This is a genomic window from Dietzia maris (assembly GCF_036287335.1).
Classification (GTDB): Bacteria; Actinomycetota; Actinomycetes; order Mycobacteriales; family Mycobacteriaceae; genus Dietzia; species Dietzia cinnamea.
The window spans coordinates 217,517-234,637 of the sequence record NZ_CP143053.1; the positions used below are offsets into that span (position 1 = coordinate 217,517).

The following is a 17,121-nucleotide window of genomic DNA, read 5'->3' on the forward strand; positions in this document are numbered from 1 at the left end:
AATTCCGGCGACCGGGTACTCCGCGAATGAGCGACAGGGGACTTCTCGGATCGATCGCGCTACGCGACGCAGTTCCCGGCAATTCGGACGAAGCCCTTGTGGTGTCGAACACGCATGCGTAGACTAGAACACGTATTCGAGACAGGTCGCGGCGCGGCCGCACGGCGGACCACGGGGGTGGGGCATGGACGGCGATCCCGGTCGCACGACCGGTAACCCCGCTGCCGCGTTGGCAGGCCTGACGACGGCGGCGCGCGAAGGCTGGGCCGCCGAGAACCGCGCGGCCGCGCAGCGTCTGGTCGCTTGTTACGCGCTGCTGCAGGAGTGTTGGCGTGAGTACGGGCACGGTATCGACGGCAGTCACGAGGCCCGTCCCGGCCACGCTGTTGTGGACGGGCTCGTCGCCGCGGCCGGGTATGTGGTGGCGGCGATGTCCATCTCGGCCAGGCGCGCGGAGAAGATGCTGTCCTTCTCCTGGGAACTACACACCCGCTACCCGGCGATCCTGGAAGCCATGGCCGCCGGCCTGATGGAGCAGCGCGTCGCCGAACTGCTGGCCCGGCAGATGGCCACCGTCCGCGGGGATGTCCTCGAGCGGGTCCAACGCCAGGTTGTCGAGGACTACCTCAACGGTGTCGCCGCCGGTATCCGCCTGGGCGACAAGGCCCTGCGCGATGACATCGACGCCGTCATCGGCCGCCACGACCCCGACGCCATCCGCCTACGCAAAGATGACGCCAGCCGCACCCGCGGCGTGCGATTCAACAAAGGCGTCGACGGCATGTCCACCGTCTCCGCCCTGCTGGCCACCGAGGAAGCCGCCGTCCTGGCCGAGGCCCTCGACCAGCGGGTCGCCGAACACCAGGCCGCCGACACTGGCGCAGCCGCCGCGGCCGACCCGGATGCCCCGGGCGAGCCGGAGCCGCAGTACTCCGCGGCCGAACGTCGCGCCGACGCACTGATGTCCCTGATCTGCGGCGACACCCCCACCCACACCGACACCACCACCGACGACGCCAGCGGCGCGGACGGCGGCTCGAGCGCCTCCACCGGCGCCAGCGGCAACGGTGGCCGGGAGCAGGGTCAGGCGCCGGTGTTGCGGCCGAAGGTCACCGTTATCGCCACCGGCGATAACGGCCGCGACGAACACGGCGCGCGGGTGGAGTTCACCCGCACCGGCGAAGCGGCCCTGCAGACCCTGATGGAGATGCTCGCCACCTCCGATGGCGCCTCCTTCGAGCAGGTCGACCCCCGCATCGGCGCCGCCGACGAGGCGAACGCGGCCCTGAGATACCGGCCGAGTGCCGAGTTGGCGCGGCGGGTCCGGCTCCGCGACGGCACCTGCCGCCACCCCGGGTGCGCGATCCCGGCCGATGACTGCGACCTGGATCATGTGGTGCCGTTCAATCACGCCGACCCCGTCGCCGGCGGCCTGACGGTGGAGGCGAATCTGGTCAGTCAGTGCCGGCGCCATCACCGGTTCAAAACGTTCTGCGACTGGACCTACAAGCTCCAGCCCGACGGCACGCTGATCGTGACCGCCCCCGACGGCACCGTCATGCTCACCCGCCCCGACGGGCCGCTGGCCCAGTACCGACGCGAACAACAACGCGACGAGGCCGATGCCTGGGCGCGTCAGCAACGCCGCAACCCCAGCCCCGTCTACGGGGCCGGGGTCCTGGACGAGGCGACCTACTTCGCCCGCCGCGCCCAACGCCTGGCCCGCGAACGCGCCCGCACCGCCGCCCGCAACGCCACCGACGCCGCTACCTCGCCGCCACCCGACACCACGGACACGCCCGCCGAGACCGCCGACAGCACGCCCGCCCCGGCCCCGGCCCCGGCCCCGGCCGCGCGTGAGCGCATGACCCCCGCCGAGGCCAGCCGCTGGTGGGAACGCAACCAACCCACCGACAGTACCCTGGAAACAGCCATCCTCCACGCCCTGCACGAACACCTCGACGAACTCCTCCAACCACCACCACCGTTCTGAGAGCGATCTTCTCGGGCGGCGCAGGCCCGGGCGCAGCGAGGACGGGGAGACTTCGGGTGGTGAGGGCGTTCGATCCGGTTGGAATCGGTTAGGTGACCCTTGTTAGACAGACCAGTCTGTTCTGACTATTCTCGCCGCCATGACCGATACTGCAGCCGCCCCCCGTACCGCTCGTCCCGCGCGCGCGGCCAAGCCACAGGGGCAGTGGAAGATCGACGGCAAGCTCACGCTTAACCACAACGAGCAGTTCAAGCTCGAGGACGACGCCCTCAACGTGCGCCAGCGCATCCTGGACACATACTCCAGGGAGGGCTTCGACTCGATCCCGTCGGACGACTTGTCGGGCCGTATGCGCTGGTGGGGCCTGTACACGCAGCGCAAGCAGGGCCTCGATGGCTCCCGGACCTCGAAGCTCGAGGCCGACGAGCTGCAGGACAAGTACTTCATGATGCGTGTCCGCACGGACGGTGGCGCGGTCACGACCGACCAGCTGCGCGTGCTGGCCGGCATCTCGACCGACTTCGCCCGCGGCACGGCCGACATCTCCGACCGGCAGAACATCCAGTACCACTGGATCGCCATCGAGGACGTCCCCACCATCTGGCAGCGGCTCGAAAACGTGGGTATCGACACCGTCGAGGCGTGCGGCGACTGCCCCCGCGTGATCCTCGGCAGCCCCGTCGCGGGCGTCGCGGAGAACGAGATCCTCGACCCCACCCCGGTGATCGAGGAGATCAAGGCCAAGTACATCGGCACCCCCGAGTTCTCGAACCTTCCCCGCAAGTTCAAGTCCGCCATCACCGGCCACCCGAGCCTCGACGTGGTCCACGAGATCAACGACATCTCGCTGGTCGGCGTCGAGCACCCCGAGCTCGGCCCCGGCTACGACCTGTGGGTCGGCGGCGGCCTGTCGACCAACCCTCAGCTGGCGACCCGCATCGGCGTGTTCGTCCGCCAGGAGGAGGCCGCCGAGGTGTGGGCCGGCGTGGTGGGCATCTTCCGCGACTACGGCTACCGCCGCATGCGCACCCGCGCCCGCCTCAAGTTCCTCATCAAGGACTGGGGCGCTGAGAAGTTCCGCCAGGTCCTGCAGGACGAGTACCTCGGCCGCGAGCTCCCCGACGGCCCGGCGCCCGAGCGTGGCGTCGGCTCCGGTGACCACGTGGGCATCTACGAGCAGAAGGACGGCCGCTTCTACGTGGGCGCCGCCCCGACCGTCGGCCGCGTCGGCGGCGAGAAGCTCGCGCAGGTCGCCGACCTCGCCGAGGCCGCCGGCTCGCACCGCGTGCGCTTCACCCCGCACCAGAAGCTGCTCGTGCTGGACGTCGAGCCGGACAAGGTCGACCAGCTGGTCGCGGGCCTCGCCGAGATCGGGCTGCACGCCCGCCCGAGCTCGTTCCGCCGCGCCACCATGGCGTGCACGGGCATCGAGTTCTGCAAGCTCGCCTTTGTCGACACCAAGGACACGGCCACCGCGCTGGTCGACGAGCTCGAGCGTCGCTTCGCCGACGACGCGCCCCTGCGCACGCCGCTGTCGATCCACCTCAACGGCTGCCCCAACAGCTGCGCCCGCATCCAGACCGCCGACATCGGCCTCAAGGGCCAGCTCCTCGACGGCGACACCCCCGGCTTCCAGGTCCACCTCGGTGGCGGCCTGGCGGCGAGCCACCGCGAGGAGGGCGGCCTCGGCCGCACAGTCCGCGGCCTGCGCGTGAAGACCGAGGACCTCGCCGACTACGTCGAGCGCGTCATCCGTAAGTATGTCGAGACCGGTGAGTCCGGCGAGACCTTCGCCGAATGGGCGCACAGAGTGGACGAGGAGGTCCTCGTATGACCGCAGTGAGCCTGGAACTGCTGCCCCGCAGCACCGTCCTCACCCCCGGCCCCGGTCGCAAGCGCACGCCCGAGGAGCTCAAGGCCATCGCCGAGGAGGCCGGCCGACGCTTCGACGACCGCGGCCTCTACGGCAACCACTCCGAGATCGACCCGGCCGAGGTCCTGGCCTGGGCGGGGGAGACCTTCGGTGACGCGCTGGCGGTGGCGTGTTCCATGGCCAACACGGTCGTGCCCGAGATGACAGCGCAGCACGCCCCCGGCGTGGACGTGCTGTTCCTCGACACCAGCTACCACTTCTCCGAGACCGTCGGCGTCCGCGACGCGCTCGCCGCGACCCCCGGTCTCAACGTGGTGGACGTACGCAGCCCCGCGACCCGCGAGGAGCACGAGGCCGCTCTCGGCCCGCGCCCCTACGAGACCGATCCCGAGCTGTGCTGCCGCCTGCGCAAGGTCGAGCCGCTGGATGCCGCACTGTCCGGTTACGAGGCCTGGATCACAGGTCTGCGCCGCGTCGACACCGACCACCGGGCCGGCGCGGCCATGGTCGAGTGGGACGAGAAGCACTCGATGGTCAAGATCAACCCGCTGGTCGCGTGGACCATGGAGCGCGTCCACGACTACGCCGCCGAGCACGGCTGCCTGCTCAACCCGCTGCTCGACGACGGCTACCCGTCGATCGGCTGCGAGCCCTGCACCCGCCGCGTCGAGCCCGGTGCCGACCCGCGCTCGGGCCGCTGGGCGGGGTCGTCCAAGACCGAGTGCGGCATCCACCTGTGACCACCGCGGTCTCGCGGGCTCCCGTGCTGGACGGGCTACCGCTCACCGTCGGCCTCGCGGGTCGGGAGGTGCTGCTCGTCGGGGCGGGACCCGTCTCGGCCCGCCGGGCGACGACGTTCCTCGAGGCAGGCGCCCTCGTCCGGGTGGTGGCCCCGCGCGTCGACCCGGCGATGGCCGACCTCGCGGAGCGGGCGGGCGACGACCTCGTCGTCGTCACCAGGCCCTTCACCCCCGCCGACCTGGACAGTCCCTGGATGGTGCACGTCGCCACCGGCGACCCCCGGATCGACGCCGAGGTCGCCGCACTGTGCGAGCAACGGCGGATCTGGTGCGTCACCGCCGGGGACTCCGCGCTGGGCTCGGTACGGGTGCCCGCGCGCACGGCCGTCGCGACGCCCACCGGAACCGTGCGCATCGCCGTCGACTCGGGCGACCCCCGCCGCTCGGTGCGGGTGGGACGCCACGTCGCGCGCTCCCTGGCCACCGCACCCGCCGGTCTGCGTGCACGCCGCCGCCCGGCCACCGGGTGGGTCGCGCTGGTCGGCGGCAGCGGCGACGGCGACCTGCTCACCGTCCGTGCGCGGCGCCTCATCCACACCGCCGACGTGCTCGTCGTGGACGGCACGGCCGACGCCGCACTGGTGGCGGAGCTAGACGACGACGTCGAAGTGCTCGAAGCCGCCACCGACCTGCCCGCCGCCCGCGTGGCGGATCTTGTGGCGACACGGTACGCCGCGGGGCACGGGGTCGTGCGGATCGCCGCATCGGCCACCCTGGCCGATCGGGCCCGCGAGCTCGAGGCCGGCGGGGTGGACTTCGAGGTCGTCCCGGGCGTGGTCTAACCCCAGGCGGTCGTGAGCGCCTCGTCGATGCCGTCCCGCACGGCAGCGCGCACCTCGTCGACAGTCGGCGGCGGCCCGGAGTCCCACACCACGATCGGCGCCGCCGCGGCGACGGCGCGTCGCGGGGGAAGTTTCGCGTGCTCGCGGCCGTGGTAGGCGAGTCCCAGCGGCAGCACGGCCACCGGGGCGCCGGCCTCGCGGGCGCCCGCGACCATCATGCCGACGCCCTTCTTCACCGACTCGAGCCGCAGCGTGCGCAGGTCGTCGGCGGAGGAGTTGGTGCCCTCGACGAAGGTGAGCACGACGCCCCCGCCCGTGAGCCGGTCCACGCAGAGCCCGATGAGGCGCGTGGCGGCGGCCTCGTGGATGTCGGACGCCGTCCCCTCGTAGTTCTTGGCCCGGAACACGGGCACCGTGCCGGTGTACTCGAAGACCGGTCGCAGGGGCCCGCGGAACAACGGGTCCTTGGTCAACCCGGTCCCGCTCGCGAGGAAGCGGACCCGCCGGTCGAACAGGGCCGCCGCGAGCACGGTCGGGTCGTGCGCGGACGGGTGGTTGACGGCCACGACGATGCCCACGCCCTCGGAGTGCAGGCGGTGCAGCCGCTCGATCGTCTCGTCGGGGATCCGCAGCCGCGGCCGGTAGATCGCGTCGACGAGCGCCAGCAGCGGGTAGGTGAACCAGTCCCGCCGCCGACCGGGCCCGTAGAAGTCGTACACGGCCTCCCAGTTGGCCACGGACACCTCGGGCCGCCGCCGCTTGTTCATGTACGCCGCCTGTTCATGGAGCCAGCCTGTTCATCCCCCCAGTTTCGCCGAGCCGATGCGGCGGCGCACCCCGATTGCGGCATGCTCGATGACATGACAGCCCTGTCCGGTCCGGCCGGCCCCCGCCTGCTGTTGGTCGCGCACGGGACCCGGTCCGCCGCCGGCCGCCGGGTGCTGGGCCGGATCCTGCTCGAGGCGCGCAAGCAGCTCGTCGGGGTGGACTGCCGACTCGCCTGGGTGGACGTCCAGGAGCCGGGGCCCGGGAAGATCCTCGCGGACGGCGTGCCGACGGTCGTGGTCCCCGCCTTCCTCGCGCGCGGGTTCCACGTCGTCCACGACGTCGGGCAGGCGTGCCGCGAGGCGCCCGGCCCCGTCGTGCAGACACCGCACCTGGGCGCCGAGCCCGAGCTCGTCCGGGCGCTCGTGCAGCGGCTCGCCGAGGCCGGCGCGACGGGGGCGTTCGGCGCCGACGCGGTCGTCCTCGGCGCGGCCGGCAGCAGCGACGCGTCGTCGGTCGCGGAGACACGCGCGCTGGCCGCGCGCCTCGCCGAGCTGCTCCGCACGCCCGTGACCGCCGGTTTCGCGTCCGCGGCGAGTCCGACGGTCACCGAGGAGGTCACGCGACTGCGCGCTGACGGACACCGTCGGATCGCCGTGGCGACGCACCTGCTCGCTCCGGGATTCTTCGCCGATCGACTGGCCGCCGCGGGCGGGGATATCACCTCCGCGCCATTGGGTGCGCACCCGGAGATCATCGATCTGATCGTGCGGAGATATCGCGAGAATTCCGCGGCAATCGGTCGCTAAAGTCACGACGACTTACACGCCCAACACCTGTGAATCGACTTAAAACGTCAGCGTTGCAAACATTTCCATCGAACGTTTTCAAAAGTAGTGTGTGCGGACTGTGAATTGTTTGTGCATAATGTCCTCGAAAGACGGATAGCCGGAGCAGGGAGAAGAAGCGCATGGCACAACAGTTCCAGGTTCAGTACATCGACGACCTCGACGGAACGAATCTCGGCACAGAGGCCAATTCCATTTCGTTCGCGTTCGACGGCAAGGAATACACGATCGACCTCAGTGATGAGAACGCCGAGAAGTTCCGTGAGGTCATGGCGCCGTACGTCGAGAACGGCCACCGCGTGACATCGACCAAGGCCAAGCCGGCACGCCGGACGGCGAGCAAGACGTCCTCGTCGGGGGAGACCAAGGCCATTCGTGAATGGGCGCGGAACAACGGATATGAGGTCTCCGACCGCGGCCGAATTCCCGCCGACATCATGGACGCGTACGCTGCGGCCAACTGATCGCCGTGGGCAGAGCGCGGCCGCCCGGACGGGCGGGCGATGGGCTCCGTTGATGGGGGCTGAGGTCCTTTTCCTCTTGCGTGATTCACGCCGCGGCCGGTCAGTTCGCGGCGTATTCCATCCCGGCGGCTCAGAGTCGCTCGACCGGCGCGTCCAGATGGGGCAGTATCCCCGCGACGAGACCGGCGCGGATGCCCGAGTAATTCGGCCCGCGCAGCGAGGCCAGTTCCGCGGCCACGGCGACGGCCCGGTCGAGGACCGACTCGGCGTCGACGGCCTCGTGCGCGATCCCGGCCGAGACGGCCTCGGCGGCGGGGTAGCGGCGGGCGGTGAGCATCGCGGTGGACGCCACCGGGTGACCGAGGCGGGTCGTCACGAGCGCGTTCATGCCCGCCGGGAACGGCATCCCCAGCCTCGCCTCGGGAAGGTTCCAGTAGCCGCGGTCAGACCGCATCACCCGGTGATCGTGGCTCACCGCGAGCATCGCCCCGGCGCCGAACGCGTGACCGTTGACCGCCGCGACGGTCGGCAGCTCCAGCCGCAGCACCCGGGCGAACAGCCGCTGCACCCGCGTCACGTACGCGGGCAGCCCCGCGGGGTCCGAGGCGACGACCCCCAGATCGAGCCCGTTGGAGTAGAACCGACCGGCGCCCGTGGTGACCAGCGCGGCCGGGCCCTCGGAGGCCTCGACCTCGTCGAGCGCGGCGTCGAGCGAGTCGAGGAGGTCCGGCGAGAAGACGTTCTCGGGATTGCCGGGCTCGGCTGTCGGCTCGGTGGTGGTCGGCTCAGTGTCCATCAGCTCCGAGAAGCGCAGGACGTAGACGCTGCCATGACGGCTCAGGGTGGTCATGGACCCAGCCTAGGCCGCCCCGGCAGACGGGCGGGTAACACTGTCTCAGCAGGTGCGGAGCCGGCGTGACGGCACTGTCGCGACGCCCGTATCACGGTGTCCCGCCGACACGCCACGCCGGTATGACGGTGAACTCGTCGTCGTCGTCGTACCCTGCCGGGGTGACCCCTTCCTCGACGCGTGCCTCCACCCACGCCCAGTACGACGACTCGCTGCGCCGGGGGATCCTCGACGAGGCCACCAGGCGGCTCCGCGACGCGCCCCCGGAGACGCTCGGACTGCGGCCCCTGGCCGCCTCCCAGGGCACCTCCACCACGGCGATCTACACGATGTTCGGCGGCAAGGCCGGACTGCTCGCCGCGGTCGCGCACGAGGCCGACAGCCAGCTCGCCGCCGCCCTGCGCGACGCCCTGCGGCACGACAGCGTCGAAGGCGACGTCCGGTCCCTGTGCCGCGCCTACCGCCTGTGGGCGCTCGAGAACCAGGGGCTCTACGGCCTCGTCGTGGGCGAGCCCGCGCGGTCGCCGCGGGCCGGGACCGAGCGCGGTGCCGGTGACCCCGACGAGCCGCTGTGGCGCGAGCCGCTGCTCGAGGTGGTGGACGCGGCGGTCGACGAGGGCGTCTTCCGGGCCGCCGACGTGCACGAGGCCGCGACCGCCATCTGGGCGTCGCTGCACGGCGTGGTGTCGCTGGAGCTCAGCGTGTGGCGGTCCTCGCCCAGCGCCGAGCAGTACTTCGAGACGCAGCTCGCGGCGATCCTGCGGTCGTGGGCGGGCGGCTCGGCGGGGACGACGCGCACGCTCGGCGCCACCGGCACGGACGGCGCGGCCCGATGAGCGACCGCGCGTTCTTCACCCTGGACGACTCGGGCGCCTACATCCCCACGATCTTCGCGCGCAGTGCATGGTCGGACAACATGGTCAACGGCCCGGCCGTGGTGGCGGCGACCGCGCGCGCTCTGGAGCTCGAGCACGGCGCCGACGGATTCCAGCCGGCGCGCCTGACCGTGGACCTGTTCGCCCCGGTTCGCAACGAACCGCTCGTCGCGCGCACCTCGGAGATCCGGGCCGGCAACCGGATCCGCGTGGCCGACGTCGAACTGACGCAGGGTGACAAGGCCGTCGCCCGCGCCACGCTCGTCCAGCTGCGCCGCGGGGAGCAGCCGCCGGGCCGGATCTGGCGGTCGGGGCGGGTCGTCGAGCCCCCGACGGGGGCCGCGGACGAGCCCGACAAGCCGGGCTCGAACGTCTTCTTCGGCAGCGGTGAGGACCCCGTCACGTGGGACCGCGATATGGGCTCGCACCAGAACGACCAGCGCAAACGCTTCTGGCAGCAGCCGCTCGACACCATCACCGGCGAGGACTCCACGCCGTTCCAGCGCGCGGTGACGCTGGCCGAGTCGACGAGCCTCATGACCCACTGGGGCGACGAGGGGATCGGCTTCATCAACGCCGACCTCACCGTCGCGCTGGCACGGCTGCCGCGGTCGCGTGACCTGGGGATCGAGGCCGACGAGCACATCAGCGCCGAGGGCGTCGCGGTGGGCACGGCCTCGCTGTTCGACCGCGACGGCGTGTTCGCGACCGGCACCGTCGTGGCCGTGTCCAACGCGGGGCGGCAGATCGACTTCACGCGGCGCGGGCCGGGCGGTGACTCACAGGACCGCGGTTCGCTCGGCGGCTCGGAGAGGGCGAGGCGGGTATGACCGGCGGCCTGAGCCACGCCAGGATGCTCGACGCGCTCGAGGCGCAGGTCGGGCTGGTGCGGTTCGCGCTGGCGGGGGACGGGTCGGGTGGCTCGGGGTCGGGTGGCTCGGGTTCGGGTGCTGCGGACGTCACCGCCGCCGTGCCCTCGTGCCCCGACTGGACCGTCCGCGATCTCGTCGCGCACCTGGGCACCGTCAACTGGTGGGCGGGTCAGACCGTCCGCGACGCGACGCCCGACGCCCGGAGCCGCGGTATGAGCGCGGTGCAGCGCTCGGCGCCGCCGGCCGCGGACGGCGCGGATGCGCTCGCCGACTGGTACGCGCGGATCGCCGATGAGATGCTCCGGACCCTCACCGACGCCGCCCCCGACGCGCCCGCCTGGACCTTCTCCGGCGCTGGCCGCGCCGACTTCTGGCTGCGACGCCAGCTGCACGAGACCACGATCCACCGCTGGGGCGTCGAGGCCGCGCTGCACGGCGCGGCCGCGACGACGCCCGTGTCGGAGGACGTGGCCGTCGACGGCATCGACGAGTTCTGCACGGTGATGCGCCCGCACTTCTCCGGCCGCGTGCCCGCGCTGCCGCTGACGATCCGCCTGCGTGCCGTGCCCCACGCCGCCTCGGACGGTGTGGCGGCGGGCGGCCTCGCGGCGGGCGCCGAGCCGGTCGGTGCGGGCTCGTTGGGTGCTCTCGAGTGGGAACTGCCGGGGCCCCCGGACGGCGGGGAGGTCGAGGTGGCCGGCCCGCCGGAGACTCTCGCCCTGCTGCTGTGGGGGCGCGTGCGCGCGGGCGCCGCGGGCCTGGAGGTCACCGGCGACCGCGACGGCCTCGACGCCGCCCTGGAGGCCGGGCTGTCCGCGTGAGCGGGCCGTCGGCGTGAGGGTCCCTGCCGCGGTGGCGTGGGTCGCGCTCGGCGGCGCGATCGGGACGTCCGCGCGCGTCGCCGTGACGGAGGCGATCGCGCCGACGCTCGCCGCGACCCTCACCATCAACGTCCTCGGTGCGTTCCTGTTGGGCGCGCTGCTCACCGCCCTGGAGGGCGGTGAGGACGGGGGCGGCCGGAACCACGATGAGGGACGACGACGACAACGCGCGCGACTGCTCCTCGGCACCGGCGTCTGCGGCGGGTTCACCACGTACTCCCTCATCGCGCTGCAGGCCGCGACGCTGACCCGCGCCGGCGACGGGCCGGCGGCGCTGGCCTACTGCGTGGTGACGCTCGTGCTGGGCGCTGTCGCCACCACGCTCGGGATGGTGCTGGCCGCGGTGGCGCGCCGGGGGACGCCGTCGTGACGATGTTGTGGGTCGCGCTCGGCGGCGGGGTGGGCGCCGCGGCGAGGTACGCGCTCGACCGCGTGGTGGCCGCCCGCTGGCGGGGTCGGTTCCCGCTGGGGACGTTCCTGGTCAACGTGTCCGGGTCGCTCGCGCTAGGGCTGCTCACGGGCCTGCTCGTCGACGGCTCCCTCCCGTTGGTCCTCCTCGGCACCGGGGTGCTCGGCGGATACACGACGTTCTCCACCGCCAGTTACGACACCGTCCGCCTGGTCCGCGAGCGGCGGTTCGGCACCGCGGTGGTCTACGGGGTCGGCACGATGCTCTCCGTGGTCGCCGCCGCGGCGCTGGGGTTGTGGCTCGCGGGCGGCTGGTCCACTGTGGGGTGATGGGTCACCGGATGTTCGTGGCGGTCATGCCGCCGGAGGAGGTTCGTGGCCAGCTCGAGAGGTTCCTCGAGCCGCGGCCCGGATTGGCGTGGACGAGCCACTCGCAGTGGCACCTCACGCTGACGTTCTGTCCCGATGTCGACGACTGGCGCCTCGACGAGCTGACCGAGCGGCTGGAGGCTGTCGCCCGCAAGCACGAGCCGTTCCGCGTGCGCCTGGCGGGGGCCGGGGCCTTCCCGTCGGTCGAGCGGGCCAAGGTCCTGTGGGCGGGCGTGGACCAGCCGGAGGGGCGGCCGCTCAACGCGCTCGCCGCGGGCGCCCGGTCGGCGGCCAACGCCGCCGGGTGCGTCCCGGACGGGGCGCGGTTCCGGCCGCACCTCACGCTGGCGAGGCTCGGGGGCCGCGATGACGCCACCGCGTGGCTCCGCGTGCTCGACACCTTCACCAGCAGCGAGTGGGAGGTCTCCGAGATCGCCCTCGTCGACTCGTTCCTCGGCGAGGGCCCCCGGGGTCGAGCCCGTCACGAGGTGGTGGCACGGCTGCCGCTGGGCTCACGGGAGCGCCGGTGGTGGGACCCGCCCGGCGCCTGACGGTCGGCGCCCGGGCCGCCGGTCCCGCCGGACGGCCGGTCACAGGGTCGCGCACTGCCCCTGGCGCTCGCCGGCGACCTGGTTGCCGCCGCCCGTCGGGGCCGGGTCGTTCGCCTCGCACTCGAGGTCCCCGCCGATCGTGTTGCCCTCGAAGCGCTGCGCGCCGGAGTTCTCCTCCGATTCGACGTCGCCGCCGATCCGGACGTTCTCGAGGGTCGCCTCGCCCCCGTATTCGAGCTCGACGGAGCCGGTCACGTCGCCGCCGGAGACGAGTACGGAGGTGTGGCCCTCGGCGTCGATGTCCTCGGTGACGCGGATGTTGAAAGCCTCGAGGCGGCCGCCGCCGAGCACGTCGATGTCCCCGTTGACCGCCAGGTCGCGCAGGATGCACGTCTGCCCGTCGAGGACCCGGACGTCGCCGGTGATGTCCTCACCGGTGCGTTCGCCGGAGCAGTCGACGAGCCCTGGTGCGGCGGTGGCGTCACCGGCGGCTCGATCCTGCTCGGGGACGGTCGGCGCGGAGGACTGCTCGGTGACGGTGACGGTCTGCTCGGCGGGGGTCTGCTCGGTGGCCTGGTCGTCGGACCCGGAGGTGCATCCGGCCGCGGCGAGCAGCGCGGCGGCAGGGAGTGCGAGCAGGGCGCGGCGGGCGGGGCGCGGGGTGCGGGCGGCGTGGACGGACATCGTGGACGACCTCTTCGCTGGTGTGCCGGGGCGCCCTGTGCGGCCCCGGCCGCGGTGGTGACGTGTCCCACCGTAGGCGCCGCCGGGCCACCCGCCACCGCAGACGCGGATACGGTATGGCCGTGGAACTCATCGGGACCGTGGACCCTGCCCATCCGCTCATCGTCGTGGCCCTGGAGCAGGAGGCCCGGCACTTCGTCACCGACTTCCCCGTCCTCGTCACCGGGGTGGGGAAGGTCCGCGCGGCCGTGGCCGTCGCGCACGCCCTCGGTGGCGGCGCTCGGCCGCGCGAGTTGGTCAACGTCGGCACGGCCGGCGGTCTGCACCCGGGGATGGAGGGCACACACGAGGTCGCGACGGTGTTCCAGCACGACTTCGACGACCCCGCGCTGCACGCGGTCACCGGTCGTCACGACGGTCCGCCGCTCGCCTTGTCGGCGATCCGTGCCGTGATTCCGGCGCAGGCGCCCGAGCCCTCGGCGCCGGGTGGCACGGTTGCGCCGGTGCTCGCCACCGGCGACCGCTTCGTCGCCGGCGGGCCGGTGCGCGACCGACTGGCGGGTATCGCCGACCTGGTGGACATGGAGGGTTACGCGGTCGCCGCGACCGGGGCGATGCTCGGCGTGCCCACCCGGTTGGTCAAGCACGTCTCGGACTCCGCCGACGAATCCGCCGGGACCACGTGGGTCGAGGGCGTCGACGCCTGCGCCCGCGTGCTGGCGGAGTGGGTCGGTACCCGCCTGGCCTGACGCGGCGGTCACGGCCCGCCGCGCGACGCGCCGACCGGTTCCGTTCGAACCCTTGTGCGCCCGGCGGGGCGCCGGTATGATCGAACTATAGTTCGACATTGGTGGTCATTGTTCGGTGTGCGCTCGGCGAGGGGGTGGGGGTTGGTGACGACGGCGAGGACGTTGTTCGCGGTCCCTGAGGGTCTGGGCGCGTTGGACATGGCGGCGGTCAGTGAGGCGGCTCGCGCGGCGACTGTGGCGCAGAACCGGGCTGGTGCGACGCGGTTGGAGGCCGCGTATGTGCTGGTCGCGCAGTTCGCCCGCGCGGCGCAGACCGAGGACGAGCAGCGGCCTGAGGGGTCGCGTCGGCCGGGGTATGCGCGGTTGGCGCCGGCGGCGCGGGCGCGTGATCATCTGGCGGCGGCGTGTCAGCTGACGTGTTGGCATGCCGAGCGACTGGTCACCGCGGGGGTGCAGATCCATACCCGCCTGTCCCGCCTGGCGTCGGTGGTGGCCCGAGGGGTGATGCCCGAGGAGTTGGCGATCGATATCGCGTGCCGCCTGGCCGAGGTGCCCGATGCGATCGTGGTCGACGTGGAGGACGAGGTCCTGGCCCGGTTCACCGGTGATCTCGAGGGTGGGGATCGGCCGAGCCGGCCGGCGGTGAACTCGGCGATCGACGAGGCGGTGGAGCGGTTCGATCCGGCCGGGGCGCAGGAGGCGGCCGAGGCGGCGGCCGAGACCCGCAGGGTCCGGTTCCGCGGCGCGCGTGACGGGATGGCCACGATGTGGGCCAAGCTCACCGCCGCTGATGCGGAGTTGTTGCGCCGGCGGATCGATACCGATGCTGCGGTGGCGGCCGCGGACGGGCTGGACCGGCCGATCGACCAGTTGCGCGCGGACGCCCTGGCCGCGCTGGCGGTGTACCCGCCCGACACCACCGCCGCCGATACCGCCACCGGCGCGGCCGCGAGCGATGCCGCCGACGATGAAGCTGCTGTGGTGGCGGCGGAGTGTGGGATCGAGCTCGGGCAGGTCCGGGTGGGGGCGGATCTGCCGCGGCCGTCGTTGGGGAACGCGGCGCGGGCGGGGGTGCCGATCCGGATCAGTGTGATCGCCTCGGCGGTGCGGGGTCTGCCGAACCGGGTGGAGTTCGTCCACGGCACGTACAGCAGTTTCGAGTGGTTGTGCACGGAGTTGCTGGAGGGTGATGAGGCCAGTGTGCGGTTCGAGCTCATCGACCCCGCCCCCGGGGTGCTGGACCACCCCGAGCACGCCCTGCGATACCTGATCACCCCGGCGATGGCCGAGCGGATCCGGCTGCGCGACGGCACGTGCCGGCATCCGGGCTGTTCGGTGCCAGCCAAGGACTGCGACGTCGATCATGTGATCGCGTTCAACAAGGGTGATCCGGAACTGGGTGGGCCGACCCTGGAGTGGAACCTGGTGTGCTTGTGCCGCAAGCATCACCGGGAGAAGACGTTCGGCACCAACACCTACCGAACCGGGCCGCTGGGCGAGTTGATCATCCGCACCGACACCGGGCATGAGCACCGCACCAGACCGCGGGGCCCCCTGGCGCGGGCCCGCGACGCCATCCGAGAACGCGAATGGGCCGCCTTCGCCGACCGCATCATCGCCGACGACGGCACCCTCATCAACCCACCAGGCCACCCCAGACACGGCCCCCACACCCGCCCCGCCTGACACGCCGCGGCGCCGGGAACGCCGCGCCGCCGGCGCTTATCAGCAGTCGCCGACGCCCACCCACTCCGACAAGCCGTCGGAGAAGCGCTGGCGTTTCCAGATCGGCACCTCGTGCTTGAGGCGCTCGATGAGGTCCGAACACGCCGCGAACGCCTCCGCCCGATGAGGCGCCACCGCCACCGCGACCACCGCGACCTCACCCACCGTCAACACGCCCACCCGGTGCACCGCGCCCACGCGCGTCACGCGCTGCGGATCGACGGGCCGACCGTCGGCGTCGGCGGGGCCGCTGTGCTCGCGGGCCACCTCCGCGCAGAGCCGGGCCAGCACATCCTGCGCGACAGGGTGAGCGGAGTACTCGATGTGCTCGACATCGGCGCGACCGGCGTCGTGATCCCGCACGATCCCGGAAAACGTCACCATCGCGCCATCCGCCGAGCTCCACACGGCCTGCTCGACCTCGCGGGGCTCGATCCGCTCGTCGGTGATCCGGGCCAGCGGCGCGGGGTGCGGCTCGGAGTTCGGCCCGGAGGGCTGGCCCGAGGCCGGGGTCGGGGCCGACATCAGTGACCACCACCGTGGGCGTGAACGTCCAGCAGGTGCTCGAGCAACTCGTCCAGCACCGCCAGCCCGTCGCTGACCCCGCCCGACGACCCGGGCAGGTTCGCCACCAACGTGCGCCCGGCGAACCCGGCGAGACCACGACTCATCGCGGCGGTGGGCGTCGCCGCCAGCCCGCGGGCCCGCATCGCCTCCGCGACCCCCGGCAGCTCGAGTGTCAGGTGCGGCGCCGTCGCCTCGGGCGTGCGGTCGTCGGGCGCGACGCCGGTCCCACCCGTGGTGAGCAGGACCGCCGGCGAGCGGCGCACGTGCTCGGTGACCGCGGTGGCCACATCCGCATCGGCCACGACGTGCACCTCCACCGGCGAGAAGCCGCGCTCACGCAGCCAGGCCTCGATGGCGGGCCCGGTGGTATCGGTGCGGTCGCCGCGGGCGGCGGCGGTGGAGGAGACGACGACGACGCCGGTCCGGCCGACCTCGAGAGCAGCGGGCCCGGAGTTCGGGCGAGCGCCCTCGTCGTCGTCGTCGATCCCACCACTCGGTTCGGTGCCGTGGTCTTCCCGCCTCCAGTCACCGCGTTTGCCGCCCGACTTGGCGGCGAGGCGGACACCGTCCATGGTGGCGAGCGGGTCGACCGCCTTGACCATGTCGTGCAGCGTGAGCCCCGCCACCGACACGGCGGTGAGCGCCTCCATCTCCACGCCCGTCCGACCGGTCGTCTTGGCGGTGGCGCGGACGAGGATCTCGCCGGACTCGTCGTCGAGGTCGAAGTGCACCTTCACCGAGTCCAGCGGGATCTGGTGGCACAGCGGGATGAGCTCCGACGTCTTCTTGGCGGCCCCGATGCCGGCCAGGCGCGCGGTGGCCAGGACATCCGCCTTGCCGAGCGCGTCGCCCGCGACCATCGTCACCACGTCCGGGCGCGTGCGGAAGACCCCCTCGGCGGTGGCGGTGCGCGTCGTCACGGCCTTGTCGCCGACGTCGACCATCCGCACGCGGCCCTCCGAGTCGAGGTGAGTGAGGCCGGAGAGGGAGCGATGCGAGTCTGCCATGACCTCCACGCTAGTCCGCGGCGCCGGGTGCGGCCGATCGGATCGGGGGAGCACCTCC

At 72.6% G+C, this 17,121-nt stretch carries 19 protein-coding genes; 14 read left to right on the forward strand and 5 right to left on the reverse strand.

The genetic code is table 11. The features are described 5' to 3' along the window. Nucleotides 1-184: 184 nt before the first annotated feature. From VYL96_RS00990 to VYL96_RS01005, 4 genes are all read left to right on the forward strand, one after another. On the forward strand, nt 185-1,993 hold the full coding sequence (locus tag VYL96_RS00990) for an HNH endonuclease signature motif containing protein (protein WP_243699688.1): 1,809 nt from the start codon (nt 185-187) through the stop codon (nt 1,991-1,993). A 139-nt stretch (nt 1,994-2,132) separates the two neighbouring features. After that, nucleotides 2,133-3,827, forward strand: a complete 1,695-nt coding sequence (locus tag VYL96_RS00995; protein ID WP_131885757.1) for a nitrite/sulfite reductase — start codon at nt 2,133-2,135, stop codon at nt 3,825-3,827. Next, entirely contained in the window at nt 3,824-4,606 is a 783-nt protein-coding gene (locus VYL96_RS01000) for a phosphoadenylyl-sulfate reductase (RefSeq protein WP_131885756.1), read from the forward strand. Before VYL96_RS00995 ends, VYL96_RS01000 begins: the two co-directional genes overlap by 4 nt. Continuing rightward, a complete protein-coding gene (locus VYL96_RS01005) occupies nt 4,603-5,448 on the forward strand; it encodes an NAD(P)-dependent oxidoreductase (protein WP_243699687.1) in 846 nt (281 codons plus the stop codon). The genes VYL96_RS01000 and VYL96_RS01005 overlap by 4 nt, the downstream gene beginning before the upstream one ends. On the opposite strand, the gene VYL96_RS01010 is transcribed toward VYL96_RS01005, so the two are convergent. Continuing rightward, on the reverse strand, nt 5,445-6,215 hold the full coding sequence (locus tag VYL96_RS01010; protein ID WP_243699686.1) for a lysophospholipid acyltransferase family protein: 771 nt from the start codon (nt 6,213-6,215) through the stop codon (nt 5,445-5,447). The genes VYL96_RS01005 and VYL96_RS01010 overlap by 4 nt on opposite strands. A gap of 93 nt (nt 6,216-6,308) precedes the next feature. On the opposite strand from VYL96_RS01010, the gene VYL96_RS01015 reads away from it, so the two are divergent. After that, complete coding sequence (locus VYL96_RS01015; RefSeq protein WP_232303188.1) at nt 6,309-7,022, forward strand: sirohydrochlorin chelatase; 714 nt, start codon at nt 6,309-6,311, stop codon at nt 7,020-7,022. A gap of 161 nt (nt 7,023-7,183) precedes the next feature. Next, nucleotides 7,184-7,525 (forward strand): histone-like nucleoid-structuring protein Lsr2, encoded by a 342-nt coding sequence (locus tag VYL96_RS01020; protein WP_131885754.1) that lies wholly within the window; start codon nt 7,184-7,186, stop codon nt 7,523-7,525. A gap of 130 nt (nt 7,526-7,655) precedes the next feature. Here VYL96_RS01020 and VYL96_RS01025 read toward each other — a convergent pair whose 3' ends face one another. Further along, a complete protein-coding gene (locus VYL96_RS01025; RefSeq protein ID WP_083324508.1) occupies nt 7,656-8,375 on the reverse strand; it encodes an enoyl-CoA hydratase/isomerase family protein in 720 nt (239 codons plus the stop codon). 161 nt (nt 8,376-8,536) lie between these two features. Between VYL96_RS01025 and VYL96_RS01030 the strand changes: the two genes are divergently transcribed. The 6 genes from VYL96_RS01030 to thpR are packed head-to-tail and all read left to right on the forward strand — an operon-like array spanning nt 8,537 to nt 12,331. Beyond that, nucleotides 8,537-9,211 carry a TetR/AcrR family transcriptional regulator gene (locus VYL96_RS01030; protein WP_243699685.1) on the forward strand — a complete coding sequence of 225 codons (675 nt, stop codon included), beginning with the start codon at nt 8,537-8,539 and terminating at the stop codon, nt 9,209-9,211. Continuing rightward, nucleotides 9,208-10,080: an acyl-CoA thioesterase domain-containing protein gene (locus tag VYL96_RS01035; RefSeq protein WP_070723149.1), complete on the forward strand. Its 873-nt coding sequence runs from the start codon at nt 9,208-9,210 to the stop codon at nt 10,078-10,080. The genes VYL96_RS01030 and VYL96_RS01035 overlap by 4 nt, the downstream gene beginning before the upstream one ends. Continuing rightward, a complete protein-coding gene (locus VYL96_RS01040) occupies nt 10,077-10,943 on the forward strand; it encodes a maleylpyruvate isomerase N-terminal domain-containing protein (RefSeq protein WP_061917526.1) in 867 nt (288 codons plus the stop codon). The genes VYL96_RS01035 and VYL96_RS01040 overlap by 4 nt, the downstream gene beginning before the upstream one ends. A 13-nt stretch (nt 10,944-10,956) precedes the next feature. After that, nucleotides 10,957-11,373, forward strand: a complete 417-nt coding sequence (locus VYL96_RS01045; RefSeq protein WP_061917529.1) for a fluoride efflux transporter FluC — start codon at nt 10,957-10,959, stop codon at nt 11,371-11,373. A gap of 2 nt (nt 11,374-11,375) precedes the next feature. After that, on the forward strand, nt 11,376-11,741 hold the full coding sequence (gene crcB / locus VYL96_RS01050) for a fluoride efflux transporter CrcB (protein WP_070721556.1): 366 nt from the start codon (nt 11,376-11,378) through the stop codon (nt 11,739-11,741). Beyond that, nucleotides 11,741-12,331 carry an RNA 2',3'-cyclic phosphodiesterase gene (gene thpR / locus VYL96_RS01055; protein WP_131885753.1) on the forward strand — a complete coding sequence of 197 codons (591 nt, stop codon included), beginning with the start codon at nt 11,741-11,743 and terminating at the stop codon, nt 12,329-12,331. Before crcB ends, thpR begins: the two co-directional genes overlap by 1 nt. Nucleotides 12,332-12,370: 39 nt before the next feature. Here the strand turns inward: thpR and VYL96_RS01060 are convergent, their stop codons facing one another. Next, a complete protein-coding gene (locus VYL96_RS01060; protein ID WP_070720109.1) occupies nt 12,371-13,015 on the reverse strand; it encodes a hypothetical protein in 645 nt (214 codons plus the stop codon). 116 nt (nt 13,016-13,131) lie between these two features. Between VYL96_RS01060 and VYL96_RS01065 the strand changes: the two genes are divergently transcribed. Together VYL96_RS01065 and VYL96_RS01070 are read left to right on the forward strand one after the other, a co-directional pair. Next, on the forward strand, nt 13,132-13,764 hold the full coding sequence (locus tag VYL96_RS01065; protein ID WP_131885752.1) for a nucleosidase: 633 nt from the start codon (nt 13,132-13,134) through the stop codon (nt 13,762-13,764). A 198-nt stretch (nt 13,765-13,962) separates the two neighbouring features. Further along, complete coding sequence (locus VYL96_RS01070; protein WP_243699691.1) at nt 13,963-15,450, forward strand: HNH endonuclease signature motif containing protein; 1,488 nt, start codon at nt 13,963-13,965, stop codon at nt 15,448-15,450. Between the two features lie 39 nt (nt 15,451-15,489). Here VYL96_RS01070 and VYL96_RS01075 read toward each other — a convergent pair whose 3' ends face one another. Next, on the reverse strand, nt 15,490-16,014 hold the full coding sequence (locus VYL96_RS01075) for a molybdenum cofactor biosynthesis protein MoaE (RefSeq protein ID WP_007627446.1): 525 nt from the start codon (nt 16,012-16,014) through the stop codon (nt 15,490-15,492). Beyond that, entirely contained in the window at nt 16,014-17,063 is a 1,050-nt protein-coding gene (moaCB, locus tag VYL96_RS01080; protein WP_070719994.1) for a bifunctional molybdenum cofactor biosynthesis protein MoaC/MoaB, read from the reverse strand. Before moaCB ends, VYL96_RS01075 begins: the two co-directional genes overlap by 1 nt. Nucleotides 17,064-17,121 lie beyond the last annotated feature (58 nt).